This is a genomic window from Suilimivivens aceti (genome assembly GCF_025567405.1).
Taxonomy (GTDB): domain Bacteria; phylum Bacillota; class Clostridia; order Lachnospirales; family Lachnospiraceae; genus Suilimivivens; species Suilimivivens aceti.
Genome location: NZ_JAOQKJ010000007.1, coordinates 185,516 through 211,080 on the forward strand (window position 1 = coordinate 185,516; position 25,565 = coordinate 211,080).

At 39.3% G+C, this 25,565-nt stretch carries 25 protein-coding genes, 1 tRNA gene and 4 pseudogenes; 23 read left to right on the plus strand and 7 right to left on the minus strand.

Going from position 1 to position 25,565, the window contains the following annotated elements; genetic code table 11:
• Nucleotides 1-19 precede the first annotated feature (19 nt).
• The 4 genes from OCV77_RS10065 to OCV77_RS10080 form a co-directional block, all read right to left on the minus strand.
• The gene (locus tag OCV77_RS10065; RefSeq protein WP_262574952.1) at nt 20-346 is read right to left on the minus strand and encodes a hypothetical protein; all 327 of its coding nucleotides are present in this window, start codon (nt 344-346) and stop codon (nt 20-22) included.
• Nucleotides 347-367: 21 nt separating this feature from the next.
• A complete protein-coding gene (locus OCV77_RS10070) occupies nt 368-1,168 on the minus strand; it encodes a phage Gp37/Gp68 family protein (RefSeq protein ID WP_262574953.1) in 801 nt (266 codons plus the stop codon).
• The gene (locus OCV77_RS10075) at nt 1,165-1,401 is read right to left on the minus strand and encodes a helix-turn-helix transcriptional regulator (RefSeq protein ID WP_262574954.1); all 237 of its coding nucleotides are present in this window, start codon (nt 1,399-1,401) and stop codon (nt 1,165-1,167) included. Before OCV77_RS10075 ends, OCV77_RS10070 begins: the two co-directional genes overlap by 4 nt.
• 77 nt (nt 1,402-1,478) lie before the next feature.
• The gene (locus OCV77_RS10080) at nt 1,479-2,180 is read right to left on the minus strand and encodes an XRE family transcriptional regulator (RefSeq protein ID WP_262574955.1); all 702 of its coding nucleotides are present in this window, start codon (nt 2,178-2,180) and stop codon (nt 1,479-1,481) included.
• 523 nt (nt 2,181-2,703) lie between these two features.
• Here OCV77_RS10080 and OCV77_RS10085 point away from each other — a divergent pair.
• The 14 genes and pseudogenes from OCV77_RS10085 to OCV77_RS10145 all read left to right on the plus strand — a co-directional run bounded on the left by OCV77_RS10085 (nt 2,704) and on the right by OCV77_RS10145 (nt 13,744).
• Nucleotides 2,704-2,910: a hypothetical protein gene (locus tag OCV77_RS10085; protein ID WP_262574956.1), complete on the plus strand. Its 207-nt coding sequence runs from the start codon at nt 2,704-2,706 to the stop codon at nt 2,908-2,910.
• Between the two features lie 201 nt (nt 2,911-3,111).
• Nucleotides 3,112-3,432: a helix-turn-helix domain-containing protein gene (locus tag OCV77_RS10090; protein ID WP_262574958.1), complete on the plus strand. Its 321-nt coding sequence runs from the start codon at nt 3,112-3,114 to the stop codon at nt 3,430-3,432.
• Between the two features lie 64 nt (nt 3,433-3,496).
• A complete protein-coding gene (locus OCV77_RS10095; RefSeq protein ID WP_262574959.1) occupies nt 3,497-3,805 on the plus strand; it encodes a type II toxin-antitoxin system RelB/DinJ family antitoxin in 309 nt (102 codons plus the stop codon).
• Complete coding sequence (locus OCV77_RS10100) at nt 3,802-3,939, plus strand: hypothetical protein (RefSeq protein WP_262574960.1); 138 nt, start codon at nt 3,802-3,804, stop codon at nt 3,937-3,939. The genes OCV77_RS10095 and OCV77_RS10100 overlap by 4 nt, the downstream gene beginning before the upstream one ends.
• Nucleotides 3,940-4,266: 327 nt before the next feature.
• Nucleotides 4,267-5,913 carry a sensor domain-containing diguanylate cyclase gene (locus OCV77_RS10105; RefSeq protein ID WP_262574962.1) on the plus strand — a complete coding sequence of 549 codons (1,647 nt, stop codon included), beginning with the start codon at nt 4,267-4,269 and terminating at the stop codon, nt 5,911-5,913.
• A 37-nt stretch (nt 5,914-5,950) separates the two neighbouring features.
• Nucleotides 5,951-6,208: pseudogene (locus OCV77_RS10110) on the plus strand (arsenate reductase family protein); the annotation flags it as partial.
• 156 nt (nt 6,209-6,364) lie between these two features.
• Nucleotides 6,365-8,329, plus strand: coding sequence for a right-handed parallel beta-helix repeat-containing protein (locus OCV77_RS10115; protein ID WP_262574964.1), 1,965 nt, complete (start codon nt 6,365-6,367; stop codon nt 8,327-8,329).
• A gap of 324 nt (nt 8,330-8,653) precedes the next feature.
• A pseudogene (locus tag OCV77_RS16675) lies at nt 8,654-8,914 on the plus strand (group II intron maturase-specific domain-containing protein); the annotation flags it as partial.
• A gap of 72 nt (nt 8,915-8,986) precedes the next feature.
• Nucleotides 8,987-9,073, plus strand: a pseudogene (locus OCV77_RS16815) (MerR family transcriptional regulator); the annotation flags it as partial.
• Nucleotides 9,074-9,120: 47 nt separating this feature from the next.
• Nucleotides 9,121-9,193 (plus strand) — tRNA-Gly (locus tag OCV77_RS10125).
• A gap of 69 nt (nt 9,194-9,262) precedes the next feature.
• On the plus strand, nt 9,263-10,027 hold the full coding sequence (locus tag OCV77_RS10130; protein ID WP_262574966.1) for a conjugal transfer protein TraX: 765 nt from the start codon (nt 9,263-9,265) through the stop codon (nt 10,025-10,027).
• A 241-nt stretch (nt 10,028-10,268) separates the two neighbouring features.
• Nucleotides 10,269-12,443, plus strand: coding sequence for a hypothetical protein (locus OCV77_RS10135; RefSeq protein ID WP_262574967.1), 2,175 nt, complete (start codon nt 10,269-10,271; stop codon nt 12,441-12,443).
• A 567-nt stretch (nt 12,444-13,010) separates the two neighbouring features.
• Nucleotides 13,011-13,541 (plus strand): DUF4316 domain-containing protein, encoded by a 531-nt coding sequence (locus tag OCV77_RS10140; RefSeq protein WP_262574968.1) that lies wholly within the window; start codon nt 13,011-13,013, stop codon nt 13,539-13,541.
• Nucleotides 13,542-13,545: 4 nt separating this feature from the next.
• A pseudogene (locus OCV77_RS10145) lies at nt 13,546-13,744 on the plus strand (transposon-transfer assisting family protein).
• Between the two features lie 396 nt (nt 13,745-14,140).
• On the opposite strand, the gene OCV77_RS10150 reads toward OCV77_RS10145, so the two are convergent.
• The gene (locus tag OCV77_RS10150; protein ID WP_416910486.1) at nt 14,141-14,923 is read right to left on the minus strand and encodes a hypothetical protein; all 783 of its coding nucleotides are present in this window, start codon (nt 14,921-14,923) and stop codon (nt 14,141-14,143) included.
• Between the two features lie 488 nt (nt 14,924-15,411).
• Between OCV77_RS10150 and OCV77_RS10155 the strand changes: the two genes are divergently transcribed.
• The 4 genes from OCV77_RS10155 (at nt 15,412) to OCV77_RS10170 (ending at nt 20,344) form a co-directional block, all read left to right on the plus strand.
• Nucleotides 15,412-16,701, plus strand: a complete 1,290-nt coding sequence (locus tag OCV77_RS10155) for an ATP-binding protein (protein WP_262574969.1) — start codon at nt 15,412-15,414, stop codon at nt 16,699-16,701.
• A 104-nt stretch (nt 16,702-16,805) separates the two neighbouring features.
• Nucleotides 16,806-17,078 carry a glycoside hydrolase family protein gene (locus tag OCV77_RS10160; protein WP_262574971.1) on the plus strand — a complete coding sequence of 91 codons (273 nt, stop codon included), beginning with the start codon at nt 16,806-16,808 and terminating at the stop codon, nt 17,076-17,078.
• A 208-nt stretch (nt 17,079-17,286) separates the two neighbouring features.
• Nucleotides 17,287-18,639, plus strand: a complete 1,353-nt coding sequence (locus OCV77_RS10165; RefSeq protein WP_262574973.1) for a sensor domain-containing diguanylate cyclase — start codon at nt 17,287-17,289, stop codon at nt 18,637-18,639.
• Between the two features lie 610 nt (nt 18,640-19,249).
• Nucleotides 19,250-20,344, plus strand: coding sequence for a Fic family protein (locus tag OCV77_RS10170; protein WP_262574975.1), 1,095 nt, complete (start codon nt 19,250-19,252; stop codon nt 20,342-20,344).
• Between the two features lie 299 nt (nt 20,345-20,643).
• On the opposite strand, the gene OCV77_RS10175 is transcribed toward OCV77_RS10170, so the two are convergent.
• The gene (locus OCV77_RS10175; protein WP_331488845.1) at nt 20,644-20,793 is read right to left on the minus strand and encodes an IS3 family transposase; all 150 of its coding nucleotides are present in this window, start codon (nt 20,791-20,793) and stop codon (nt 20,644-20,646) included.
• A gap of 169 nt (nt 20,794-20,962) precedes the next feature.
• Between OCV77_RS10175 and OCV77_RS10180 the strand changes: the two genes are divergently transcribed.
• Together OCV77_RS10180 and OCV77_RS10185 are read left to right on the plus strand one after the other, a co-directional pair.
• Entirely contained in the window at nt 20,963-21,493 is a 531-nt protein-coding gene (locus OCV77_RS10180) for a DUF1643 domain-containing protein (RefSeq protein ID WP_262574976.1), read from the plus strand.
• A gap of 35 nt (nt 21,494-21,528) precedes the next feature.
• Complete coding sequence (locus tag OCV77_RS10185) at nt 21,529-23,247, plus strand: RNA-binding domain-containing protein (RefSeq protein WP_262574978.1); 1,719 nt, start codon at nt 21,529-21,531, stop codon at nt 23,245-23,247.
• A gap of 143 nt (nt 23,248-23,390) precedes the next feature.
• On the opposite strand, the gene OCV77_RS10190 is transcribed toward OCV77_RS10185, so the two are convergent.
• On the minus strand, nt 23,391-23,636 hold the full coding sequence (locus OCV77_RS10190) for an antibiotic biosynthesis monooxygenase family protein (protein ID WP_262574979.1): 246 nt from the start codon (nt 23,634-23,636) through the stop codon (nt 23,391-23,393).
• 118 nt (nt 23,637-23,754) lie between these two features.
• Here OCV77_RS10190 and OCV77_RS10195 point away from each other — a divergent pair, with 118 nt between their 5' ends.
• The 3 genes from OCV77_RS10195 to OCV77_RS10205 all read left to right on the plus strand — a co-directional run bounded on the left by OCV77_RS10195 (nt 23,755) and on the right by OCV77_RS10205 (nt 25,563).
• Nucleotides 23,755-24,012, plus strand: coding sequence for a GIY-YIG nuclease family protein (locus OCV77_RS10195; RefSeq protein ID WP_118798077.1), 258 nt, complete (start codon nt 23,755-23,757; stop codon nt 24,010-24,012).
• A gap of 140 nt (nt 24,013-24,152) precedes the next feature.
• On the plus strand, nt 24,153-24,797 hold the full coding sequence (locus tag OCV77_RS10200) for an L-2-amino-thiazoline-4-carboxylic acid hydrolase (RefSeq protein WP_262574980.1): 645 nt from the start codon (nt 24,153-24,155) through the stop codon (nt 24,795-24,797).
• Nucleotides 24,798-24,816: 19 nt separating this feature from the next.
• A complete protein-coding gene (locus tag OCV77_RS10205) occupies nt 24,817-25,563 on the plus strand; it encodes a 3'-5' exonuclease (protein WP_262574981.1) in 747 nt (248 codons plus the stop codon).
• Nucleotides 25,564-25,565: the final 2 nt, after the last annotated feature.

Genomic DNA, 25,565 nt, shown 5'->3' on the forward strand with positions numbered 1-25,565 from the left:
TGTTGATATAGTAAATAGTTTAAAGCATCTCTGGTAGTACAGCCTTATCATCAATATAATAATCGCAGGTGATCTTCCGGGAATTGTTGCCGTACATTTCGATAATCTCCGGGAGATTGTCATTTATGGCATCAAATTCCAACTGATGCTCACGGCACCAGGAGACTGCTTTTTCCAGGGCTTCACCGGCGCGGCATGTCCAGAGGATGAGCTTGTTGCCGGATTTTTTCTGATCGATCAGGTATTCGATCAGTGGTCTGTTTGGTTCGCCGAGCTCAGGCCAGTTGCTGTAGCAGAGGGTTCCGTCAAAGTCTACGGCGATGATCTGATATGCTGTTGTACTCATGACGGGCCTCCTTTCTTTGGGCTATGTATCAAGCCCTGCTTTATGTGCCTGAGTGTGCTGCAGTTTTCTGGGTATGTCGTATAGTTTTCCGTCTTTTATTAACTTTGCTCCGGTCTGATGGTAGTTGAAGCTTATCCCGTTTTTGATGCACTGTGCATGAATGGCCTCTACCCAGGAATAATCACAGATCCTGGCTCCGGGCCCGGATTCACCGCCGACGGATACGTGCTTGATGACAGGGGTTCCATCAGATGAGCGGTATCCATCGATATATGGCTGCAGATCCACGGCGGTCAGCATCGGTTCGATCATCACGGAGTGGTGGAAGAGAGGGAGAGATAAATATATCGGGAGCCTTTTATCAGCCATCGCCTGGTTCTCACAGGTAACGGCTATTGTAACATGCTCCCAGCCTTTACCCCAGCTATTTGGAAGATGGTCTACGATCCGTTCCGGTCTCTTGGTGATCATGAAGAAGGAACAGTCGGAGCGTTCATGCATCATATCCCAGGCGTCTTCTCTCCATTCATCTGCATCGGCATGAAAGAAATCGGATGAAAAGCATGTCCAGATGTGTGAGCCGAAGGGAACTTTATATCTGCCTTTATATTTGCCGGATCTTAAGATCTTAACCGGAAGATCGAAGTTCTCTGTCTTTTGTACGATGGAAGGATCCTTTCCGATGGATTCATCCCTTCGATACATATAGCAGTGCAGGCACCCTGTACTGGCCTTCGTGCATCCGTGCCACAGATTCCAGCCAATTGATTCCGGTGATCTTGGATCGGTATTTTCTTCCGGGAATAAAGACAACTGTTTCATGGCGTATTATCATCACACTTCCTCGTGGTATGTTCTTCCTCCAGATGGAAGATATCTTCCACAGAGACTTTAAAATATGCTGCAAGTCGAAGAGCTGTTTCAAGGCTTGCCGGATTCTTTTCGAGCTCGATGTTGCTGATGCTTTTTTCACACATACCGACAGCTATTGCAAGATCAGCCTGCTTTAAGCGCTGTTCCTTGCGCAGCTTCTTAAGATCATTTTTGACTGCCATATAATCCCTCCTTTTTGGTTGACCTGATACGGGGAGTGATTATATTGTAGCAATCAACATGTACAATAATCCGGACTCTAACTCACAACCCGGCCAAAAGTTTTAAATGTTTCTCCTTCGGCAATCTCAATAGGATCGTACTTGTCATTCAGTGAAATGAGGTACGTTCCTTTTTTATTGCATAGAAGCTTCTTACAGTAGGCGTTTCCGTTGTAGAAAAAGATCCCGATCTCTCCATCATTCAGTTCATCTGTCTTCTGGATCCACACGATCTGTTTATCCAGGTATCTCGGCATCATGCTGTCTCCGCTGATGCGCACTCCAAAATCAGCTGTCTCTGGAACTTCAGGTCCGACTTCAACTTCTTCATAGCTGTCGTTGTCAAGAAACTGACCGGTTCCTGCGGATACAGGCATATCATACAGATTGAGTACCCTGACAGGTTGCAGGATACGGACAGGAGCTGCCTGATATTTTTCGGAGCCCTTCAGCAGGTCAATGTAATTAAGAGCCATCGTCCTGCCTTCCTCATTTAGCTCAGCCATTGGATCGTCCGGATTATATCCTCCTATAAACTGATTGAAGATATCCGTGATCCCGAGGATCTTGCACATCGCAAGAAACTGTACTGCGTTCGGAATGCTGTTACCGGTCTCCCAGGTGCTGTATGCTGCAGGTTTGGTAGGGATTCCCATTCCGGTAAGCTTATCGCAGATATCCTGTTGCGAGTATTTCAAGTTTTTCCGATATGCTGCAAATATGTTTCCGATATTGTCCATAAGTGACCTCTTTCTAAGTGCGGGATACAGCCCACACGTCTGTGAATCTAATATACTTCATAGGGCGAATAAAATCAATAGAAAAATCTAATATAATCAGAAAATAGAAACATGTTTCTACTGAAATCAAATTAGACTTGTTTTATGCTAGATACTCGTAAGGGGTACACGTACTGGCCGGCCGGCAGAATGATACCCCATACACAAGTAACTTTTGGGGAAGGGGCTTGCGGACCACGCTAACCTTCGGCGGTCGGAACTTGGTTCGCTGCTTGTTTGGGATGGAAGTAATGAACATGCCTATGATTGTTTACACGCGTAGGAGGATATGAACTATCTTCTTTCTGCGCCGGAAGAAAAACTGAATAAAGAGGCTTTTAGTGAGCTGCCCGGACCTCGGGGTATTATAGTCAGCTCGCTTTGCGGATCGACTAATCAACGTTTCGCAGTAATCTGTAAAGGTGACTTTCCCTTTCCTTTTCAGACTTCAGATCAAAACAATGAATCGGAGGTGAAGAGCCAATTGCAGGCGATTGATTTTTATTGCAAGAAGTGCAGGAAGTCCATGCGGATCTCCTATGCACTGACCGGAGACAGGACGGCTCCGGCTATGAACGGCATCATGATAAAATGCCATACCCACAAATGTACCAGAGTATTGACCCTCAAGAATTTTACAGAGGGGCAGATTGTCGAGAGAACGGATGCTCTCGGAAAGTGCTACTTATAAGCTTTAGTAATAAGGACGAAATCAAGCGTGCATGACACGCATAATGACAACTAAATGAGGGCTTCATGATATGGGGGCATGACTCACCGCGGACGCATGAAAAGATAACCGGTAAAACGGAGTCTTTTCGTGCGTTTTGTTTATTGTAACGGACACAACAGTACATCTCTTTTTTCCGGTTCGCCCGGAAAGAAGGAGAAGATGAACATATTTATTAAGGAAGAAACATTAGGACAGAGGATCAGAGCACAGAGGATCAGACTTGGAATGACCCAGGAGGAACTGGCAGAAGCATTATATGTAGAGAAGTCTATAATCTCCTACTACGAGAATGATAAGAAGGGGATGAGAGCCAGCGGTCTGGCAGAGATAGCCAAAGTACTTCAGACTACGCCGAATTATCTGCTGGGTTTTGCAGATAATAATGATGGATTTGCGGACGAAGCGCTTGGTTTGTTGCAAGATGTGAAGGATCAGTCTGTAAGAGAGATTCTTTTGAAGCAGATCAGGGCACTGATTTGAAAAATGTATTGCCTTTGTCCATACATTGACTTATAATATGGGTAAAAGAAAGGGGCGTGATGATATGGCAGCTAAATCAGCAAATCTTTATGCAAGAATAGAGCCTGATGTTAAAGAACAGGCTGAGGGAATTCTGGCTACTTTGGGGATCCCGGCATCTAATGCTATCAATATGTTTTATAAGCAGATCATTCTAAATAGGGGGCTTCCGTTTGAGGTAAAGATTCCAACTGCGAGACCTGTTGATATTTCGAGAATGAACGCAGAGACTTTGGACATGGAACTTGAGAAAGGATATGCGGATATGCAGGCAGGGCGTATCAAATCTGCAGCTCAGGTTTTTGCGGATATCCGAAGGGATTATAATGTATGAAATATGATGTTACCTTTACGGAGCAGGCTGAGAACTATCTTCGCGGTATCTTTGAGTATATAGCATTTGATCTTCTTTCGCCTGAGAATGCAGCCGGACAGTTTGACCGGATCGAAGAAAAAATCCTTTCCTAGGGAGAGTATCCGGAGAAGTTCCGGCAATATGAAAGAGAGCCCTGGAAGAGTCGAAATACACGAGTTGTGCCTGTTGATAATTATGTTATTTTCTATATCCCCGATGTTAGGTATGTTAGTTCTGTTTTGGTTGAAAAAGGTGCTGAAGTAAGTGGCAATAGTGTTAAAATTGCCAATATCTTTTCGTGCATTAATATTTTCATTGTTGTGGTTAATTTGTTTTATCCATGGATGTATTATTTCGATGAGGCAAATTATTATCACAGGAATAATTTCTGGTATGTATATACACTAATATCACTTGTCGTCATATTTATAGGAGTAGGTATGGCGATTAAGTATAGAAAGTATTTGAAAAAACGAAGCTTCATTTCAATGATGCTGTTTTCGTTTATTCCAATAATTGCAACAGTTGTACAGTCCTTTATTTATGGATTTTCTATAACCAATTTAGGACTGGGAATAGGTTTATTCGTAATGTTTGCTGCATATATGTATGAATGGTCTCATAATGGGGATGAATATACGAATATGATTAATGACAGCAGATTTGATGCTGTTATTATGTTTATCATAATACTACTTAGCATGAGTGTTTCCATCATAGCATGTGTGAATGAGATTCAGCAGGTAACTAAGGAAAACTCTGAAATACAGAGCAGAACAATTGCGCAGATGGTTTCAGCAAAGATTGAGAATGAATTTATTAAGCCAATTACTGTTTCTCAGACGATTAGCAGTGATATTGATATTAGAACCTACATAGAGGGGAAAACCAGAGAAGAGGCGGAGAGTGTCAAAGACGATATAACTAATCGTCTGGTATCCATTGGTAATGAATTTGATTATAAAATGATATTTGTTGTTTCGGATAAAACAAGAGCATATTATACATATAATGGAATAAGTAAGTATCTTGATGTTGAAAATGACAGCCATGATATATGGTATAAGGATTACTTGGATTCAGGGAAAAGATATACAGTTAATGTTGATACTGATGAAGATAATAACTGTAGTCTTTCGGTGTTTATTAATTACGGTATTATTGACACGAATGGAGACATTTTGGGAGCATGTGGTGTCGGAGCTGATATGAATGACCTTGTAGACATACTTGCCAGGTTCGAGGAAGAATACAATATCAAAGTATATTTAGTTAATCATGATGGACTTATACAGGTTGATACGGATGTAAGTTCTATAGAAACAGGCTACTTGGATAATTCATATTTTGGCAATATATCAGATGATGATTTTTATTATCAGTTATCGGAGAATGGCTGTTATATGACCAAGTATCTCGAAGAATTTGATTGGTATATAGTAATAAGAGATAATAATCCTGTTAAATTGGATGTAAATAAAATTATACTTCCAATTGTTTTAATCTTTATTGCAAGCGTATTAATAATGGCAACTTCATTTGTTATTATTAGTATGAGAGAGAAGAAGGCAAAGGATGCATACAACAGAAGATATGAAGCATCTATAAAGGACGAGCTTACAGGCTTATATAATAGACGAGGGTTTGAAGTTGACTGTGAAATAATCAAGAAAAATAATAACTTAATAGAATACGTTCTTATTATGATGGATTTGAACGGTTTAAAAGAAGCTAATGATAATATTGGTCATGAAGCAGGGGATGAGTTAATTATTGGCGCTTCGAAGTGTATGGATAAAGCATTCTCAGGTCTTGGAAGGACGTATCGTGTAGGTGGCGATGAGTTTGTTGCATTACTGAGAGGAACGAGAGAAGAAGCACAGGATGCAGTTAAGACATTTGATTATTTAACTGAAAACTTCCAGGGAAATCTTATTTCTGAAATTAGTGTGTCTAAGGGAGTAGTTGTTTGTTCAGAACATATAGAACTTAATTTTGAAGAAATTAAGGCAATGGCTGATAAGTTGATGTATGCAGATAAGGATGAATATTATAGACGAACAGGAAAAGATAGAAGACGAGTTTGATTTATAAATTGATATTTAATCTATGTAAAGAACCCAACAACTTATAGACGTGAATGAAAAGGAAATCAGTAAAGGTGAGTTCCGTAGCGTATGTCAGGCAGTTGGTGGTATAGGTGCGATGATTAATGAAGAGTGTAAAGACAAAGATGCGCTGGCACTGGTAAAATATATTTCAGAGGATGAACGCGAAGAAAAACTTCTTGCAAATCAGCAGGTAATTAAGACGCCGATTGTCAGAAATGGTAAGCAGGCCACAGTGGGATATGAACCGATGGTTTGGAAAGGTTGGTCATAAGATTATGAACAGATTAAAAGTACTTTGGCACATTTTGCTTTTGTTTATTGGAAGATGTGGATAGATTTTGAAATATACAAAATGTAAAATATGATAATCTGATGCGATTAATTAGTGCTATTGCAAGGGATAATCAGAATACTATGGGGGTAGAAGATGAAAATTTACGTAGATGCATCTGCAAGGTGTGATGGAGACGGTTCCGAATTTAGGCCTTTTAAAAGAATTAATGAAGCGGCAAAGATTGCGGTTGCAGGAGATGAAGTCTTAGTAAAACCGGGTATTTACAGAGAGTATGTAAATCCCGTAAACAGTGGAACAAAAGAAGCGCCTATTGTTTATAGGTCGGTGGAACCCTTAAAAGCAATTATTTCCGGTGCGGAAGAAGTTGACGCTTGGAAACTTTATAAAGGTAATGTGTGGGTGACCAGAATCAATAATGGCGTGTTTAATGATTATAACCCATATACAACACCGGTTTATGGGGACTGGTATTTTGCCAAGGATGAAAAACATACAGGCTGTGTTTATCTGAATGACAAGGCAATGTACGAAGTGGATTCTATAGAAGCTTGTGAAAAAGCGGAAGTATATAAGCCGTCGTGGGAACAAGAGTGGAGCGTTTATAAATGGTATGCCTATGTGGAAGGTGATGAAACCGTTATATACGCTAATTTTAGAGGAAAAGATCCGCGAAAAGAAAAGGTAGAGATTAATGTGCGAAGAGAATGTTTTATGCCAAAGAAAGAGCATGTTAATTTCATTACCTTAAGTGGCTTCTTTGTAGAAAAGGCAGCTACTACATGGGCACCTCCGGCAGCGTTCCAGGATGGTATGATAAGCCCACACTGGTCATATGGCTGGATAATCGAAGACTGTGAAATTACAAACAGTAAATGTTGCGGTATTTCTCTTGGAAAATATTACGATGATGAGAATGACCATTATTTTACAAGAAAGCATATAAAAAGTCCTACACAGATGGAGAGAGATGCTGTGTGCCGCGGACAGTATCATGGTTGGCTGAAGGAAGAGATTGGCTCTCATACTGTAAGAAGATGCAATATTCATGATTGTCAGCAGACCGGAATTGTAGGAAGAATGGGCTGTGTTTTCTCAACTATCGAAGATAATCATATTCATCATATTAACAATATGATGGAGCTGGGGGGTGCGGAAATCTCAGGGATTAAACTTCATGCGGCAATTGATGTGTTGATCAGAAGAAATCATATTCATCATAACACCATGGGTATTTGGCTTGACTGGGAAGCGCAGGGAGCTCGAATTACACAAAATCTGTTACATGATAATGATGTTCCGGAAGGTTCTATTAAGTTAGAAGGCGGTATGGAAAGCCAGGATATCTTTATCGAAGTAGGTCATGGACCGACTTTGATTGATAATAATATTTTGTTGTCCAGATATGGTCTCCGTCTTGCAACAGAAGGTGTGGCGGTTGTACATAATCTTATTCTTGGTTCCACCACAGTGGTTGGAGCCGGAACAGATTGGGAAGTGGATGGAAGAAGTCAGCGTCGTTACACACCATATCACATCAGACATAGGACAGAAGTTGCTGGGATGATGACCATTCTTCATGGTGATAATAGATTCTATAACAATATATTTGTACAGTATTATCCGGTTGATAATAATGAATCAAAGGAATCTCCGTATTATCAGGTTGTAGGCAATCATGTGTGGGATGAATACCCGACATATGATGAATGGATTGCTAGATTTGATATGGATGTAGAGAAACCGGATATGGATAAGCTGGCGGTGCCGCATTTTGATCATCTGCCAATCTGGGCAAATGGTAATGCATACCTTATGGGTGCTAAAGCATGGAAAAAAGAAACAGATAAGTTTGTAGATGCCGATACGGAAGTTACAGTAGAGCTTGTGGAAAAAGATGGATTCTATGAGCTGGAAACAAATATCTACGAAATACTCGGAGATTATTCTAATGGTATTATAACAAGTGACATTTTGGGTAAAGCTTTTGAGCCGGAACAGCGTTTTGAGGAAAGAGACGAATCGGATATTATCTTTAATGTGGATTTTTATGGAAATCACAGAGGAGTATCTACTATTCCGGGACCTTTGGCGAAGTAATGACTATAAAGATTTGAAAAAATTAGAGTCCTATATTGATTATTAAAAATGAAGTAACCTCTTTCATTAGCAAAATAATAGTCTAATGAAAGGGGGTATATTTGTGATTAAAAGAATTTATAAGGATTTTAGGTTGAAAATACTGATTTTGTCAGCGGGGATGGATGCTTGTCACCGATTCACATTTTCTGGTCTGTCACCTAGAGGGATTAACTACAGTGTAGGATGAGTTTTGGGGTGTAAAATTAGGAAAAGCAGTGAAATAAAACACTATGTTCTTGCCTGTGATATCAGGCCTGTCGGAAGAGTCCGTTCAGATTAGATAAGAAGTTCAAGACGAGACTGAAGGAGTTATCTTCCCGTAAGCGATGTCAGTCAATCAAACCAAGCCTAGAGAAAATCAAGGTGTATGCAAGAGGATGGCTTAACTACTACAGAATTGCAAGTATGAAGAGCAACATAGATGACATCAATGGATGGCTCTATCACAGAATACGTATGTGTATATGGAAACAGTGGAAGAAACCGAGGACGAAGGTACGTAATCTCATCAAGATGGAAGTACCCGAAAACTTGGCAATGACAAAACTTTAAGTAATCAAAATCATTGTTAATAGTGATTAAATGTGTTAAAATACACTCATGGAAGGCATTGTTATGAACACATCTAATATCACTAATTACAAACCAAAAGATTTTGCTGAATTATTGGGTGTCTCAGTCAAAACGTTACAATGTTGGGATATATATAATAATTTTTGTCGTCACGGAGAGGACACAACATAATAAATGCGACAGTGGCTCAGTTGGTAGAGCACCTCCTTGCCAAGGAGGAAGTCGCTGGTTCGAGTCCCGTCTGTCGCTCTCATACATAGCGGAAATCTTGTTCAGCAAGGTTTCCGTTTTTTTATAACAACAAAGGAGAAAACGTCAATGAACAAACAAAATGCAGTAACTAACAAGAAGTTTGATCTTAGTGTGGCTACGTTACATATTCTGGCGATGACACTTATGCTAATGGATCACCTTTGGGCAACCTTACTTCCGGCACAGGAGTGGCTGACTTGTGCAGGTCGTGTAGCATTTCCTATCTTTGCGTTTATGACGGTAGAAGGATATTTTCACACACATAGTTTTAAAAAGTATATGCTTCGTTTGCTGGCGTTTGCCCTAATCTCTGAGATTCCATTTGACCTGATGTATGGTGGTACGTGGTTTTATCCATTTCATCAGAATGTCATATGGACATTTTTGCTGGCACTTCTAGGAATTCATTTGATGGAAACCGTGCACAAAAAACAGAACGTCTTTTTATATGTAATCACGGTTGTTCTTGTTGTTGTCGTGGGAGCCTTACTTGGAACATTAAGCATGGTAGATTACTATGGCGCAGGCATTTTGACAGTCTTTGTGTTCTATTTGTTCCGTGGAAGAAAATGGTGGTGTCTGTTGGGACAAATCACTGCGCTTTATTGGATTAATGTGGAAATGTTAGGCGGTCTGATGTATCCGGTACAATTAGGTGGAATACAATTTGAAATATGCCAGCAGGGATTAGCTCTTTTTGCATTGCTGCCAATCTGGTTATATCGTGGAAGACAAGGACATCACAGCAAACCGTTCCAGTATCTTTGTTATACATTTTATCCTGTACATATGATAATTCTGGTGCTTATATTAAATTATGTGAACCGATGATCGACAACAAAGGAGATAATGAGTATTGGTTTGTTAAAATGTCAAAAAAATAAGATAGATTTGGGTTATAATTTGTTATATATAAAGCATTTTGATAAATATGCCGATATAATGTGTGCAAGGATGGCATTGTATTTCAAAGGATTGAATTTGAGGTACAGTGCCTTTTATTATTCCGCTCGGACCTTTCTGGAGAGCGGTGCGGTTGTGACTGACAGAGCAACTGCGGAAAGGAGTAAAAATGAGTATAGGAGCAGTAGGATACAGTACCGATTTTTATCATGCTGGCTATCGTAAGAACAGTTCAAACGATTCAGCTTCAAAGTTTACAACAATGGGTTCTGCAACACAAGAGACTACATCGTCTAACAATGGAAAAACAATTGGTGTTACAACAGCAGGGAATACAGGATTGTTAGCAAAATATGCTGATTCTTCCACACCAGCTGAACCAATAATTAAAGTGGGTGATTATGAGGTTCGTGTTAATGATGTAGATCCAAATAATGCGACAGAGTTAGAAATGTTTGCTCTGATGTCTTATATGGAAGATGTGGGTATGATTGAAAAACATGGTATAGCTTCCTATTCGAAGATGAAGGCATATGCATCGCAGTCAGAATATGATGGAGTTTGCTCTGGCATTTATGATGAACAGGCTTTCTGGGATAAAAAACAGGACTGGTTTGCAATTATTGACAATGCAAAACAGACATTTTCAGGTATGACAGAGACATATTCGCAATCAGTGGAATGTGGAAAGCTTTTATCATATTTAGAAAAGTGGAACACAAAGGTAAGCAGCAGAGATTTATTTAGTGAAGCAGTTCAGAAATTTCGTGATGACAATCAGCTGTCAGCACAGGAACTCAAAGAAGAAAAAGACTGGCGTGAAATGACAGATGAAGAATGGGATAAAATGCTTGAAGGTGTAGATGAATATATCGACGCATTTAAGGAACGCCTAAGACAGCTGAAAGAAATACAAGATGAAGCCGCTCAGAAAGCAGCTTTAGAGGCTGATTCAGGTATGAGAGCAACTGCGGCTTCAGCGGCAGCACTTAGTGCAGCTGCAAATGGTTTAAGTGGTACATCTGAGACTGATGCAGAAAGCCAGATAGAAGAGGGAATTCCGACAGAAGATGGTGCGAAACACGAAAAGAATTGGACAAAGAATCTAAAAACCGATGATCAGACAGTACTTCGCACAGCAAAAGAGGCTCAGGAAATGGAGAATAAGGCTTTGAGTAGATTTGAGGAAGTACAGTTGACCGGCACTACAACAGTGGGTGTTTCACAAACAGATACAGGTACAGAGTGTGCTTCTGTAGAAGAGGATGAAAATAAAGAAAAGGTTTGGACGATTACTGCCTTTGGAGAAAATGGAATTGTCAGTACCAGATGTCAAAATGGTAAGATTATAGATAGTTGGGAAATAAAATATACAAATCCTAATGATGCGAAGAAAGTACAGGATTTTATCGGCAGATTTGAAAAAGATGCAAATTTGATTTTTAGCGGCTCTAAAGATTTCTGGGAAGAATTTTTGAGCAGTGACATGGATGCAGATAGCATATTTGCAGCGCATGCAGAAGTATTTGATAAAGCAGCTCCAGTTGCGCCACAAATTGTAAAGAATGCATGGATGAATGCAGCAAAAGAAACAGGATATCTTGAAGGCGGTAAGATGAATTACATTTCTCAACTTTTGGTGCGTCAGGTGATAAATCGAGAAAATGGAGTAGAGGATTATCAAAATGTATTTGGCAATTCTGTGGCATCTGCACTGCAGGCAGCAAAGGAGATCTTGCAGGATTTGGAGAATCCCTTAACGCCAATAAGTGAGCGTGAAGAGAATGCCAGAGAATATATTGAACAGGAAAAAGCTTTTTATAAGAAGTTCATTGATAATTTAGAGGAAATTACAAATATTCTTGTTGGTGACGAAAACAATATGTATATTGATAAAGAGAAGGCGTTGAAATACGCATCGCAGCTGGATCCTGTGGATGATATAGCTTCTATAGTCAAGCAACCAATAAAACTTGCAGGACGTACACAAATTAATAGAGAAAATAATTCTATTGATATTGCGTTAGGTGCGAGTATAAAGGTTTTGGGTGGATTTACATTGACTGTTCGAGAGAAAGGTGTCGAAGTATCCGGAGTAACAAATTGGGATAATCAGAAAGAAAGTCAGGAAGCTTCTGACATGGCTGGGGCTTTAGCAACACTTCTTAGAAATGCAAGTGGTCAAATGAATCATGTGGGAACAGATTCATCAGGAATTGCTCGATGGAATGAAAATGTTGAAAAAGTTTTAAGTTATTTTGGTATTGATGCATCTAAAGATTTTACCGTTAATGGCATTAAATATACAAAAGAAGGTAGTAGGATTGTTAAATCAGTCGCATAGAATTCTTAGGGCAAAGTATAGCTATTTTTGAAAATATATGGGGGCTTAACAAATGAGCGTAAATGGAATGGGACTAAAATTTTATCAGAACAATGTATAAACGAATAAGTACAACAAGAGAAAGACCAGACAATTTTACCCACAGAAACAGGTAGTACAGGAATTTGTTCCAGCAGGTACAAGGCAGAATGCCAATGTGCAGGATATATATGAAACACTTAAAATAACAAATTCGTTAATAGGGAAGGAGAAAAAACTGCATCAGAAGATAGCGGTTCATAGGTATGGTTTGGCGATAAGTCGTTAGAGGAGTGGGCAGCAACAGACTCTAAATATACGGATGAAGAAACTGGATTTTCGTGGTATTTGAGAGATTAGTCACGAATACAGTAATATCACAGGCGGTAAGGCTATTATAGTTTTGCCGCTATTTTTTTACCAAAATCAGAAAGGAGCAGATAAAATTGAATAAAGTATACCGTCACTGGTGGCAATGGCTCATGAACGAACCATCCGAAAGCAATCGAGGTCATAGCGGAGCTGATTGACAAGTTACCGGACATTGAGGTGCGTGGTTCACTGGAGAAGTGGCAGGCGGCTATCCTTGCTACGGAGATAGACCAGTTTTCCTATGATTATGACACCTATCAGTATCAGGATACGGTTGAGGACAGGGAAGCACAGGTTGCCAACATCACTGAGGACATCAGAAACGGAAATACCGGGTATCTGAATGACTTTCTCAATGCTGTCGTTTCTGAAGGTGTCAGAGAGAGAATTACGGACATTTTCGGGCAGGGTGTGGAGATTGATAACAGCGAAGCGGTTCAGACTGCGAGAAGGGCAAAGGAGCTGCTTGACAAACTGGAAGAATACAAGCCGCTTGCAAAGGTGGAGGAACTTACCGAACAGAATTACAACATGATTGATAATGTTCTAAATAACGGAGCGGAGAAAAAGGAACAGGAGCAGACCAAAGGCAGAATTTCTATAAAGGAGAAGCTGGCGGAGAAAAGGGCGGTCATAGAGCAGAGAGATAAGACGGAGCGTACTTCACCGGAAAAGGAAACCGAAAAAAAATCACAGAGGGAGATGTAAGAAGATGAGTAAATTCACAGTAGAAGAAATCAATTTCATGTGTGTGTTTGAGACACAGGACGGATATGATTGGGCAGATCAGACAGGTAATGCCACACATAAAGGACAGCGACATGGAGGAGCTTGGAGAGCAGGTGTTAGGTAAGCTCCAGAGCATGACCGATGAGGAATTTGCAGAAATTTCTTTGGAAGCGGCAGAATGAATGGGAGTCGGTACTAGCAAAATTCGACTCCACATGTTGTAATGTTTTTCAGTCAGATTAGAGCAGTAGGGATAGTCTTGCGGTTGTCCTTTCTGGAAACAGAAAGGAGGTCGGTATGGATACTTTAGAAGTGCTTACACTTTTACTGGTTGTATTTGCAGCCTTGACATACATAGACAATAAACGTAACCGCAAATAAACGGAAAGGCTATCCTCTACGCCAATAGGGGATAGCCTTTCCGTTTGATTTTTAAACTGATTATTTGTTTCCGATTGTGCAACCGTTGGACACACCAAAATCCTTCGGTTTCTGAGCTGATTATAAACCAGACTTGCGGATTTTGCAAGAGGTTTAGGAAAATAGGGGTGTTTCGACATCTCTATTTTTTTACCCATTTACAGGTTCGGAGTATCTTTTTTCGTTTGTTGTTCCTGTGCCGGATCGGGCTGTGTCCGTCCGAGATACTGATTGAGATTTTCCTGTTTCCGTTTCAGCTCACGCACTTCCTTTTCACAATCCTTATAGGTGGAAGTCAGCTCGCTTTTCTGCTTCATCAGCTCCTGATACTCTGCTTTCAGCTTATCGACATTCAAGCCCTTTAAGTTTATGCCCGCCTGTTCAAGCATACGTCTGGCACCGCCATAAAGAATGATTTGGCTTTCGTATCTGCGGAAATATGCGTCAGGATTCTTGGCTTTTTTGTAGCCGATATGGTAGGAGCGGTTGGCTTTGTACTGCTGTGTATATTTGATGATTTCCGCAAGGTCTTTGATGCGGTGTTCCAGTTCCACCACGCTCTGTTTTGCAGACTTTCCGGCTTCGGTTTTCGCCGCAATTTTGTATTCCAGTTCTGCAAGGGAGCCGACTTCATTATAGCTCTGTGCGGCGATTTTTAAATTCTCGATGGCAGCCCACCTTTGCAGTTCCGGACTGTTCTGAAATTTCTCGTCAGAGGTGTCAATGAGCCTGCGGGCAGAGTAGTCTTTTTTCGGAATCACTGCCTTTCTCTCCCGTTTCCTTTCAATGCGTTCCCCGATACGCTCCTTTGTGTATTCTTTACCCAAAGACCTTGCACTGCCACGCACAAAACGCTCTTTATCCAGAGGGCGGAATGAGATGTATTTGGCAGCTCCTTCTTCAAAAGTTTCCCCTTTGATTTCATACCCTTTGTCTCTCATCAGAAGCAGAAATTCTTCGTAAGTGGAAGCCGGCTTGATACAGAAATTGATGTCCTTTCTGATCTGCGTTTTCCATGCAGAACCGTTCTGGTCGGACTGCCATTCTTTGTATTTTCTGCCACGCCGGGCACCCGAAATGATGACGGAAAGATTGTGCTCCTTATAAATGTTTCCGATGCTGTTTATCCGCTTGGCAATCTGGTTCAGACTTGAGCTGATACGTCCAAGCTCCGTATTATAATTTCTACAAGTATTTCAAACGGCTATCAAAGGAAAGCAAAACTATGGATTATGAACAGTTCAAAGAACGAATCGAAGAGGATCTTCACCAGGCACTTGCAGATCATGGTATTGATATATCGTATGACTAAAGAGGTGTTTGCAGGTATGCAGCACCTTTTTGAGTTATTGGGACAAAGATAAAAATATTTTCACTGAATATTTTAGCCCTTTTAGGCTATAATTTTCAATGGAATGGAGTGGGATTTATGGAAATTAAGCGTGATAGTTACCTTGCGCAGTTGATTTCATATCGTTTTGACGGCTTAGTGAAAGTAATTACCGGTATCAGAAGCTGTGGTAAATCCTATCTTCTTAAAAATATATACCGAGATTACTTGATTGAAAACGGTGTAAAAGAAGAACAGATTATTACAGTTGAACTTGACCTTGCGAAAGATATTAAATATCGTAATCCGCTTATTCTTTCATCATATGTAAGAGAGAAAGTGGAAAAGAGCAAGGAAGAATATTATCTTTTCGTTGATGAAATTCAAATGTCTGATGAGGTGGCTAATCCATATAATCCAGACGGTAAGAAAATTACCTTTTACGATGCTCTTAATGATTTGAGAGGTTTACCGAATTTAGATGTTTATGTAACCGGAAGCAATTCAAAAATGCTTTCCAGTGACATTCTTACTGAATTTAGAGGACGAAGCGATGAAATAAGAGTACACCCACTTAGTTTTGCGGAATATTACTCTGCTGTTGGTGGGGATAAAAATGAAGCATTTGATGAATACGCATTTTATGGTGGTATGCCGTTTATTTTGTCAAGACCTAATGATACGGCTAAGATGAATTATCTGAAATCACTTTTCACGGAAGTGTATATTAAAGACATTGTTGAACGTAAGAGAATTGAAAGGCAAGATATTCTGGAACAGATTTTAGATTTGCTTTGCTCATCAGTTGGCTTATTAACAAATCCGACCAAAATTGCAAACACTCTGAAGTCGAAACAAGGGGGCGGTGTGTCTGCTAATACAATTCGGGTATATATCGGACATTTGGAAGATGCGTTCCTTTTTTCAGAAAGTAAGCGATATGATGTAAAAGGAAAATCCTATTTTGATTCGCCAAGTAAATATTACTGCGAAGATATTGGACTTAGAAATGCAAGAATAGGTTTTCGTCAGCAGGAAATGACTCATATAATGGAGAACATCATATATAATGAGTTGAATATCAGGCAGTTTTCCGTTGATGTTGGTGTTGTTTATGCAAGGACACTCAGTGAAAAAGGCAATTCAATTCGTACTCCAAGGGAAATAGATTTTGTCGTAAATTCAGGTGGAAAACGAACCTATATCCAGTCGGCGTATGCAATGCCTACTGATGAAAAAGCAGAAGTAGAACTTAGACCATTTACGCTTACAGGAGATTTTTTCCCTAAAATTGTTGTAAGGAAAGATATAGGAAAGCGTTGGTATGATGATAACGGCATTTTGAATATCAATGTGGTTGATTTCCTTTTGGATAAGGAGCTTATATAAAAAGAGCATTATTGCCGATGGTTATGAGGCCGCCGACATTATTAAAAACATTTCACTGATTGACCCGTCAAAAAAATTCGTGCCCAGGAAAACACTTATATTTTTTGATGGGATTACAGAATTTCTGGAAATCGCTACATGAGAATCATGATTCCTATACATACAGTGCCATCAGTAATGACCTCTATCATTGGGATGTGTGTGGAAAAGAAATTAACTATAATAGTCATGAAGGGCCTAATGTATTTGAACTGGGCGGTAAGAAATGGATGATCACAGATGAATGGAATGGACTGGGAGTCTATGAAACACAGGACTATACACACTGGGAAAGACAGGGGTATATTCTACTTTACGCATCCGAATTTTTCCAATGAACATCGACTGGATAAGTCGTATATTGCCAATGCAGAGGACGGCAGAGTATGCATACAGGCAGCGCAGCTGGAAGTAAAAGACAGCAGGCTTGTATATAATAGAAATCAACAATTTGAAATGAGACTGTAGAAAAATAATAGTTATATGCTATAATATCTATATGTATAGATACAATTAACCGAACTAGAGGAAATGTGAGGATGAAAGATGAAAGAAATTAACAATATCTGGCATTTTTTCGAGAATATGAATGAGTATGTATATGTTACGGATATAGAGACATATGAGATGATATATATGAATCGCAAGACATTGGAAGCTTATGGGTTAAAATCCCTGGATGAAATAAAAGGCAGAAAATGTTATGAAATATTGCAGAAGTCATCGATTCCATGTGGCATGTGTAATAATGATAAAATCTGCGAAGGATTCTTTGAAGAATGGCGTCATTATAATTCGGTTATAGATAAATATCTAATTCTGAAGGATACATTGGTTGAAGATCCACAGGAGCATAGAAAGTACCGGCTTGAAATCGGGATAGATATCAGTGAAGAACGCATACAGGATAAAGCACTCCAGAAATATAACAGTATGGAGGCGCTGGTAAACGAAGGACTGCGAATTGCGCTCATGGCAGCAACCCCGGATGAATCTATCTATGCGATTCTGGAGTACCTTGGCAAATCACTGAATGGTGAGAGAACTTATATATTTGAGAAAAATGAGAAGGGCGGAGACAATAACACCTATGAATGGGTTGCAGAGGGAGTAAAACCGGAGAAGGATAATCTGCAGAACCTTCCGCCTGAGATCTGTGCAAACTGGTATCGCAGATTTCAGAAAGGAAAGCATATCGTATTTCACGATCTGGAAGAAATCAGGGAAAGCGATCCTTTACAATATGAGAATCTCAAGAGACAGGATATTCATACCCTTGTAGTTGTACCGTTATATGATGATGGTAAAGTTATTGCTTTTTATGGAGTGGATAACCCACCGCCTTTATCTTTGAAATATACATCTAATATGCTTCAGATTATGGGACACTTCCTCGTGTCATGTATCAGAAGAAGGAATCTGATGAGAGAGCTGGAAGATATGAGTTATAAGGATGCGCTTACCGGATTTGGCAACAGATTTGCCATGAACAGATATATTTCACAGATTGACCACAAGAAGAGTATGGGAGTGGTCTATTGTGACATTACCGGATTAAAGCACGTCAATGACACCATGGGGCATAAGGCGGGAGACCAGCTGATTCTGAGGGCACGCGACTGTCTGAGTAAAGCATTTGGCGATTATGGTGTGTTCCGCATAGGGGGAGACGAATTGCTTGCACTCTGTTCGCAGATTGAGCAGGATGTGTTAGAAGAGCGCATCAGACTTTTAAAGAAATTGATGGAAGAGAATACTGTGAATATGGCAGTGGGTATGATATGGCAGGATGAAGCAACAACAGAGCTGGATATATTATTGCAGGAAACAGAGAAGCGCATGTATGCCGATAAAGCAGAGTATTATAGAAAGAATGGAATTGAACGCAGAAGACGTTAAGCATTCACATACTATATTATATAAAAGAAAGGGACTATACTTTTTCAAGAACAATATTTTTTTTATGGTTTCTAGTTTTTCACCATATTCATTTTTTGACGGCAAGATATATCGAATCTTATATTTTTTCTTTTTACATTTCCAAGATGTAATATTGGATTGTTTAAATCCAATTCCGCAATAGTATCATTCGCAACATCATCTACACCTGTAGGAATATGCTGACAAATCCTTTTGAAAAGTTTGAACGAAAGAGATTTTTGTATTACTCAAAGGATCTGAATGTTGTTTCCATGAATCATGTGTTGTATAGCCAGATGGAAGATTCAGACTGGGAGAGAATACGAGATCAATTACAGGAAGATCTTAAAAGTTATTATTCAGAAATGGGTGGAATCTAAAGGAGGTGAGCCTGGATGACAATATGATGATTCTTATGTGTTAGAAACTATAGTTATGATGTTGCAAAATGGAGTGATTTGGATAATGTGCGATATTTTTATAATTTCTTCAAAAAACATGAAGATGAATTTAAAGAAGATTATCCATGAAAAGATCATTATATATAATAAAAGTGCCATTTATAAGACTATGAAGCGAGGTAGTGGATATGGAAAAAGACCCGTTTAAGGAATATTTGAGGGAGTCTGAACCGGATAAAGCTCATAAGGGGTATGCTTGGAGTACGGCAATCGGACTTCAGGCAGTGGACGGACTCAAACCATCTAAATATTTGATTGATACCGCCATTCAGAACATTGAAGGCAAAATCACGATGAAAGAAGCACAAAGTCTTATTGACAGCTACTATGAAGAAAGACCAGTGCATTTGTCTGATGATGAACGTACCGAAGAAGCAGATAAGGTTTCTTTTCGTATTGCAGAAATTCTTTCTGAAACAGCGTTCTCATTTTCACCGAATGAGTATATCTCTATCCACCGCAAACTCTTTCAGGGGATTTATAAACATGCCGGAAAGATTAGAGATTACAACATTACAAAGAAAGAATGGGTGCTTGATGGGGCAACTGTTATGTACGGTAGTGCTTCTGAACTGAGAGTCACACTTGAATATGATTTTTCGCAGGAGAAAGATTTTAGTTATAAAGGACTTTCAATGGACGAGATTATCCATCATCTTGCGGTATTTGTTTCAAGGTTATGGCAAATCCATATCTTCGGAGAAGGTAATACGAGAACAACGGCAGTGTTCTTCATTAAATATTTGAGGACACTTGGGTTTTCTACAACCAATGATATTTTTGCGGAAAATGTGTGGTATTTCAGAAATGCACTTGTCCGTGCAAACTATACGAACCTGCAAAAGGGTATTTACGAAACAACAGAGTATCTGGAAGCATTTCTCAGAAATCTGCTTTTGAACGAGAAAAATGAGCTTCATAATCGAAATCTTCATATAAGTGGACTTTTGAACGAAGAAAAAGTGGACATTGGGGATACAAAAGTGGATATTGAAAGTGTACTTTCCGAAAAAGGCAGCGACTTCTCAGCAAAAACGACGGTTCATATCCATAGACTCTTTGAAAAGTTTGGTTTTGATGAGGTGTTTGGAAGAAGTGCAGTTATGGAAATTCTTGAACTGAAAGGTTCAGGTGCTTCAAAACTTCTTTCCAATTTGGTACAGGCAGATATTATTGAACCAGTATCTGGTCATGGAAAAGGAAAATATAAATTTAAGAAATAATTAGAAAATTCCAAGGAGCGATCTGAAACTGTTATAACTGGAGTTTCAGAAGGTGTGTTAGCTGGTTTTTCTTGAGTAGTGTTCTTACTCGCTGGTGCAATGAGAATTTGCTGGGTTTATGGACCAGTTAGTCTATGAAAAATAGGTTAGTTTCATGCAAAAATTGATAGACCTGAATTGAGCAGAGACAGAGGCAGAGTGTTTGATGAAATAGAAGATGGAACAATTACAATTGAGAAAATAGAATCATCTGGTCCTGTGTCAAGATTTAGCACAAAATAAAATGAGAAGTTCTGCCACTAAGCTGCGGACAGAGAACAGACCCTCTCATACATTTTTTCGAAGTCGTTAGGAGACATATAGTCGCGGTGGCTGTGAATCCTAATGGTATTATAAAAGGTTTCAATATACTCAAATACAAGCCTATAGGCATGTTTGTAGTTAATGATATGAAATCTGTTAAGCCATAGGCAATACGGCGAATGGTCATCCTACTGTCGGCATCGGTTGATTTTGTGGTATTATCTTCTCGTAAGTCGTTAATAAGTTGCGGAAAGTAAATAGAGAGCGATTTTTGGATAAATCATTGATTGAGAAAAACGAAAGAGGGGAGAGCACATGATTGAGAATAATCCGAATACACCGGAAGGATGGCTTTATATAGGAGATGACAAAGTACGTTATGCTTTGGGAGAACCTGGCAGTTACAATTTACTTGTAATTGGTCTGAATCCTAGTACAGCGATACCGGATAAGCCAGATCCTACAATAAAACGAATAAGAAAGATTGCTGAAAGAGAGAATATGGAAGGCTGGATCATGATAAATCTTTATCCGGTGAGAACACCGAAACCCTATGAATTGCCGCTTACGATTGATGAAGCCATAGCAAAGAAAAATATCGAAGTGATCAAATGGATAGAGCAACAGTATAGGATTCATTCTGTTTATGCGGCATGTGGATCCAATATTGAAAAATGTGGGTATCTGGTGGATGAATGCCAGAAAATTGTAGACTCCATACATACTGAATCTTGGTTTACTAGAGGAACGACAACATATGGTCATCCAAAACATCCGCTTTATGTTCCCTATGAAGAAAAAATGGAGTGGTTTCCAGTGCAGGACTATCTGTGGAACTTTGAGTGATATTTTAAACTAATATGATAGAAGGGAGTAATACTGTGGATTTATTATCAGAAAATAAACCGAATAATTCTGAACTTTGCTCAGTTCTTGATAAATTAATATCTAGCTGGGAATCTGAAGTGGTTGAATTTAAAGAAGCGGGAAAAGATTATGATAAGAATAAAATTGGTCAATATTTTTCTGCGATTAGTAATGAATCCAACCTTAAAGGGTTGCAACATGGCTGGTTAGTTTTTGGTGTTAGAAATAAAGATAGGGTAATTGTTGGATCAGATTATAGAAATAATAAAGGTCTTGATGCACTCAAACAAGAAATTTCAATGGGGACAACAGGTGGAATATCGTTTATAGAAATATATGAAGCGTATCCGATGGTAGATGGTGAAAAGAAAAGAGTAATCCTTTTTCAAATACCAGCAGCAACAACGGCAACACCTACAGGGTGGTATGATCATTTTTATGGTCGAAATGGAGAATCATTAGGAGCATTGTCTGTTAATGAAATAGATCGAATAAGAGGACAGGAAAAGAAGGATTGGTCTAAGCAAATAGTTCCCGGAGCGGAAATTAAGCATCTTGATAAAAACGCCATTAATCTCGCGAGAGATAATTATAAGAAAAAAATGAATAAACCATATATTAGTGAAGAAGTTGATCATATGTCGGATGAACAATTTTTAACAAAACTAAAATTGGTTATTGATGGAAAGATTACTAATGCAGCGATGCTTTTATTGGGCAACGAAGATTATGATTATTTGTTTAAAACAGTTCCAGAGGCAGCATGGAGAGTATATGATTCAAAGAATGATGTTAGTGATTATGAAATATTTAAGATTCCATATATTACATTGAGTGAACGATTGTTTGGAAAAATAAGAAATCTTACCTATCGCTATATGCCGAATCAGCTTACATTGTTTCCAACAGAGACAAAGCAATATGATATGTGGTTGCTAAGAGAATTATTAAACAACTGTATTGCACATTCAGAGTATACTTATGGTGGTAGAATATACTTGAATGAATTTGAAGACAGAATTATTTTGACAAATCCTGGATCCTTTTTGCCGGGGAAAATAGAACCAGTATTAAACCCAGGATATAATCCTCCATTTTATCGTAATCAGCTATTAGCAGAAACAATGGTTAAATTAAATATGATTGATTCTCAGTCAACAGGAATAAGAAGAGTATTTAGAATACAGAAAGAGAGATATTTCCCATTACCAGATTATGATTTGTCAAATAGACAGCAAGTAAAAGTGTGTATATATGGACGAATTCTTGATGAAAATTATTCACAAATATTGTTCAAAAATCCAGATTTTGATTTAGAAACTGTATTTTTAATTGATTGTGTTCAAAAGGGCATTAGAATTGACAAATCTGCAGTGAAATACTTAAGAAAGTTAAAAGTAATAGAAGGAAAAGTTCCTAATATATTTTTATCTGCGACAATATCAGAAACAATTGGAGAAAAAGACCAATATGTGAAGAACAAAGCTTTTGACGATCAATATTATAAGGATTTGATAGTTAAATATTTAGAGCAATATGGAAGTGCAAAGAAAAAGGATATTCGAACATTATTATGGGATAAGCTTCCAGAAATTATGGAAGATAAGCAAAAAGAGGATAAAGTGAGAAATTTACTCTCGTCTATGCGAAAAAAGGGAATTATAACTACTACTTCTAAAAATCAGCAGAAGTCTTCTTGGGTTTTAGTAGATAAAACTATACAAGACAAATAAAAATTACACAAGATTTTAAACAAGAAAAATGACCGATAGGGGTAAAAAACCCGAAAAATAAGGATTTTTCCTTGTTTAAAATAAAAATCAAAATCAGAATTTAAGACAAGAAAAATAAGATTTAAGGCATAGCACATATCTGATTATTGTTTTTTCATTGGTTTTTCTCCCTCATTATTAATTATGATCAAAAGATGTTCACTGCTGTCAAGCTGGACAACTGCCATGAGATCGGCATTGGAATCCCGGTTCACACAATTCCTGAAAACGACCGGGTCTGTGAGAAAAGGCAGCAGCTGATCCAGCTTTTCGTAGGTTTCACGGACACTGGCTTCCACAGCATCAAGATCAGTTCCGGGTTTGAATTTTAACAGAACACAGTGTGTCATATTGGTTTTCTCCTTTTTGCGTAGTATACTTATGTATAATTATACAAACGGATTATACTGCAAGGGGAGTAGGCCAACAAGTATCCAAAAGGGTACCATTGGCACGAAATAAGGGAAAATGAACTATACATATATTGTAAAATGCAGTGATAAAACCTTCTATACAGGCTGGACAAATGACCTGGAAAAGAGAATAGAAATGCATAACAGTGGAAAGGGAGCCAAATATACGAAAGCACGGCTGCCGGTAGAGCTGGTGTATTATGAAGCTTTTGACACAAAAGAAGAAGCAATGAGCCGGGAGTGGCATATCAAGAGGCTTTCCCGGTCAGAAAAACAGAAGCTGATCGAGGCAGCAGACTTAAAGAAGCTGTGATCTGATCAGGAACCTGCATTGAAAGTCAGAGGAGTAGATAAGAGCTTTTGAAAAGGAATACGATCTCCTTCTGGAAGAGCTGGAAGCTGCGGATATTCTGGAGAAACATTTCAATATTTCATAAGAGAGGACAAAGAATCATGATGAAGTATAAGGGAGGCTATTTTCGTTTACTGACATGGCTGGTGAAAAAGCCAATGTACCGTAAGTACGGAAAGGAAAAGACCAGAAAGTGGATCCGGGAGTCCAATGCGGTCTACAGAAAAATGCTGGAGGAATCTGATGATATCGGATCTGACAATCCCATGGCCGGCAATACCTATATGGGCTATGTATTCATGGCAATCTGGAAAGCGGCTGACGGAGAGATCAAAGTGGAGGATTTCAAGAAGGTAACCCAGGAAATGATGGATCGTCCCCTTGTGAAGATCATAAAGGGCGGAAATGACATGAACCGCAAAGAGGATGTGGAAAAGATGAGCAACATGCTTCACGCTGCGGATGCCTGGCAGAAGGCACATCCGGAGTATGCAGAAAAATCCTGGGATTTCCATTTCGATGAAACAAAGCACAAAGACGGGTTTTATTATTACTTTACCAGATGTCCTATGGAAACTTATGCAAGGGAGCATGGCTTTATGGAGGTGCTTCCAGTATGCTGCGATCTTGATTACTGTACAGCAAAGCTGCGTCATGCCAGGCTGATCCGGGATAAGACACTGGCAGATGGCTGTGATATGTGCGAGTACTGGTTTGTGGGCGATCAGGTGAAGAACCCACAATAGGAAGAAAGGCAGATCAGAGATGCTTGGAAATACAAAGGGAAGACTTCTGAACAAATATGTACCGGATTATGTGCTGTACGATCTGGAGACCACGGGGATTTCCTGCAATTATGATGAAGTGATTGAAATATCTGCTATCCGGGTCAGAAATGGCAGCGTGGACGAAGAGTTTTCATCTCTGGTGAATCCGGGGCGACCGATTCCCTATGCAGCAAGCAGCGTCAATCATATCACAGATGATATGGTGGCCGGATCACCGGACTTTGCAGAGGTCTTACAGGAATTTCTTGATTTTGCTGGGGATGATGTACTGGTCGGTCATAACATCAATGGCTTTGATATGAAATTTCTTTACAGAGACTGTGAAAGATTCTTTGGACAGATGTTGGCTAACGATTATGTGGATACCCTGAAGCTTTCACGGATCTGTATTCCGGGACTTTCTCATTACAGACTGGGAGATCTGGCAGAATATTACGGATTTTCAACAGAAGGGGCACATCGTGCACTGAATGACTGCCGGATGAACCAGCAGATCTATGAAGAACTGGGAAAGGTACTGCGAAATGCCGGAAAACCATATGCAATGAGGGAAAGAGCTGGAACTGGTGCCAGAATGACTGGAAATGAAGGAGTTGTCTTGAACGGGGAAGGAATTAAAATCTGCCCGGTATGTGGACAGATCATGAAAAAACGGAACGGAAGATATGGGGAATTCTGGGGCTGCACAGGCTTTCCTCTTTGCAGACATACGGAGAAAATCTGAAT

Excerpts from the sequence above, each read along its gene's own strand:
- OCV77_RS10130 (WP_262574966.1), top strand. The coding sequence starts at position 9,263 with ATGAACAAACAAAATGCAGTAACTAACAAGAAGTTTGATCTTAGTGTG.
- OCV77_RS10070 (WP_262574953.1), bottom strand. The coding sequence starts at position 1,168 with ATGAAACAGTTGTCTTTATTCCCGGAAGAAAATACCGATCCAAGATCA.
- OCV77_RS10080 (WP_262574955.1), bottom strand. The coding sequence starts at position 2,180 with ATGGACAATATCGGAAACATATTTGCAGCATATCGGAAAAACTTGAAA.
- OCV77_RS10165 (WP_262574973.1), top strand. The coding sequence starts at position 17,287 with ATGAAAGAAATTAACAATATCTGGCATTTTTTCGAGAATATGAATGAG.
- OCV77_RS10095 (WP_262574959.1), top strand. The coding sequence starts at position 3,497 with ATGGCAGCTAAATCAGCAAATCTTTATGCAAGAATAGAGCCTGATGTT.
- OCV77_RS10135 (WP_262574967.1), top strand. The coding sequence starts at position 10,269 with ATGAGTATAGGAGCAGTAGGATACAGTACCGATTTTTATCATGCTGGC.
- OCV77_RS10065 (WP_262574952.1), bottom strand. The coding sequence starts at position 346 with ATGAGTACAACAGCATATCAGATCATCGCCGTAGACTTTGACGGAACC.
- OCV77_RS10090 (WP_262574958.1), top strand. The coding sequence starts at position 3,112 with ATGAACATATTTATTAAGGAAGAAACATTAGGACAGAGGATCAGAGCA.
- OCV77_RS10170 (WP_262574975.1), top strand. The coding sequence starts at position 19,250 with ATGGAAAAAGACCCGTTTAAGGAATATTTGAGGGAGTCTGAACCGGAT.
- OCV77_RS10100 (WP_262574960.1), top strand. The coding sequence starts at position 3,802 with ATGAAATATGATGTTACCTTTACGGAGCAGGCTGAGAACTATCTTCGC.
- OCV77_RS10205 (WP_262574981.1), top strand. The coding sequence starts at position 24,817 with ATGCTTGGAAATACAAAGGGAAGACTTCTGAACAAATATGTACCGGAT.
- OCV77_RS10115 (WP_262574964.1), top strand. The coding sequence starts at position 6,365 with ATGAAAATTTACGTAGATGCATCTGCAAGGTGTGATGGAGACGGTTCC.
- OCV77_RS10195 (WP_118798077.1), top strand. The coding sequence starts at position 23,755 with ATGAACTATACATATATTGTAAAATGCAGTGATAAAACCTTCTATACA.
- OCV77_RS10075 (WP_262574954.1), bottom strand. The coding sequence starts at position 1,401 with ATGGCAGTCAAAAATGATCTTAAGAAGCTGCGCAAGGAACAGCGCTTA.
- OCV77_RS10200 (WP_262574980.1), top strand. The coding sequence starts at position 24,153 with ATGATGAAGTATAAGGGAGGCTATTTTCGTTTACTGACATGGCTGGTG.
- OCV77_RS10155 (WP_262574969.1), top strand. The coding sequence starts at position 15,412 with ATGGAAATTAAGCGTGATAGTTACCTTGCGCAGTTGATTTCATATCGT.
- OCV77_RS10105 (WP_262574962.1), top strand. The coding sequence starts at position 4,267 with ATGGCGATTAAGTATAGAAAGTATTTGAAAAAACGAAGCTTCATTTCA.
- OCV77_RS10180 (WP_262574976.1), top strand. The coding sequence starts at position 20,963 with ATGATTGAGAATAATCCGAATACACCGGAAGGATGGCTTTATATAGGA.
- OCV77_RS10190 (WP_262574979.1), bottom strand. The coding sequence starts at position 23,636 with ATGACACACTGTGTTCTGTTAAAATTCAAACCCGGAACTGATCTTGAT.
- OCV77_RS10150 (WP_416910486.1), bottom strand. The coding sequence starts at position 14,923 with ATGAGAGACAAAGGGTATGAAATCAAAGGGGAAACTTTTGAAGAAGGA.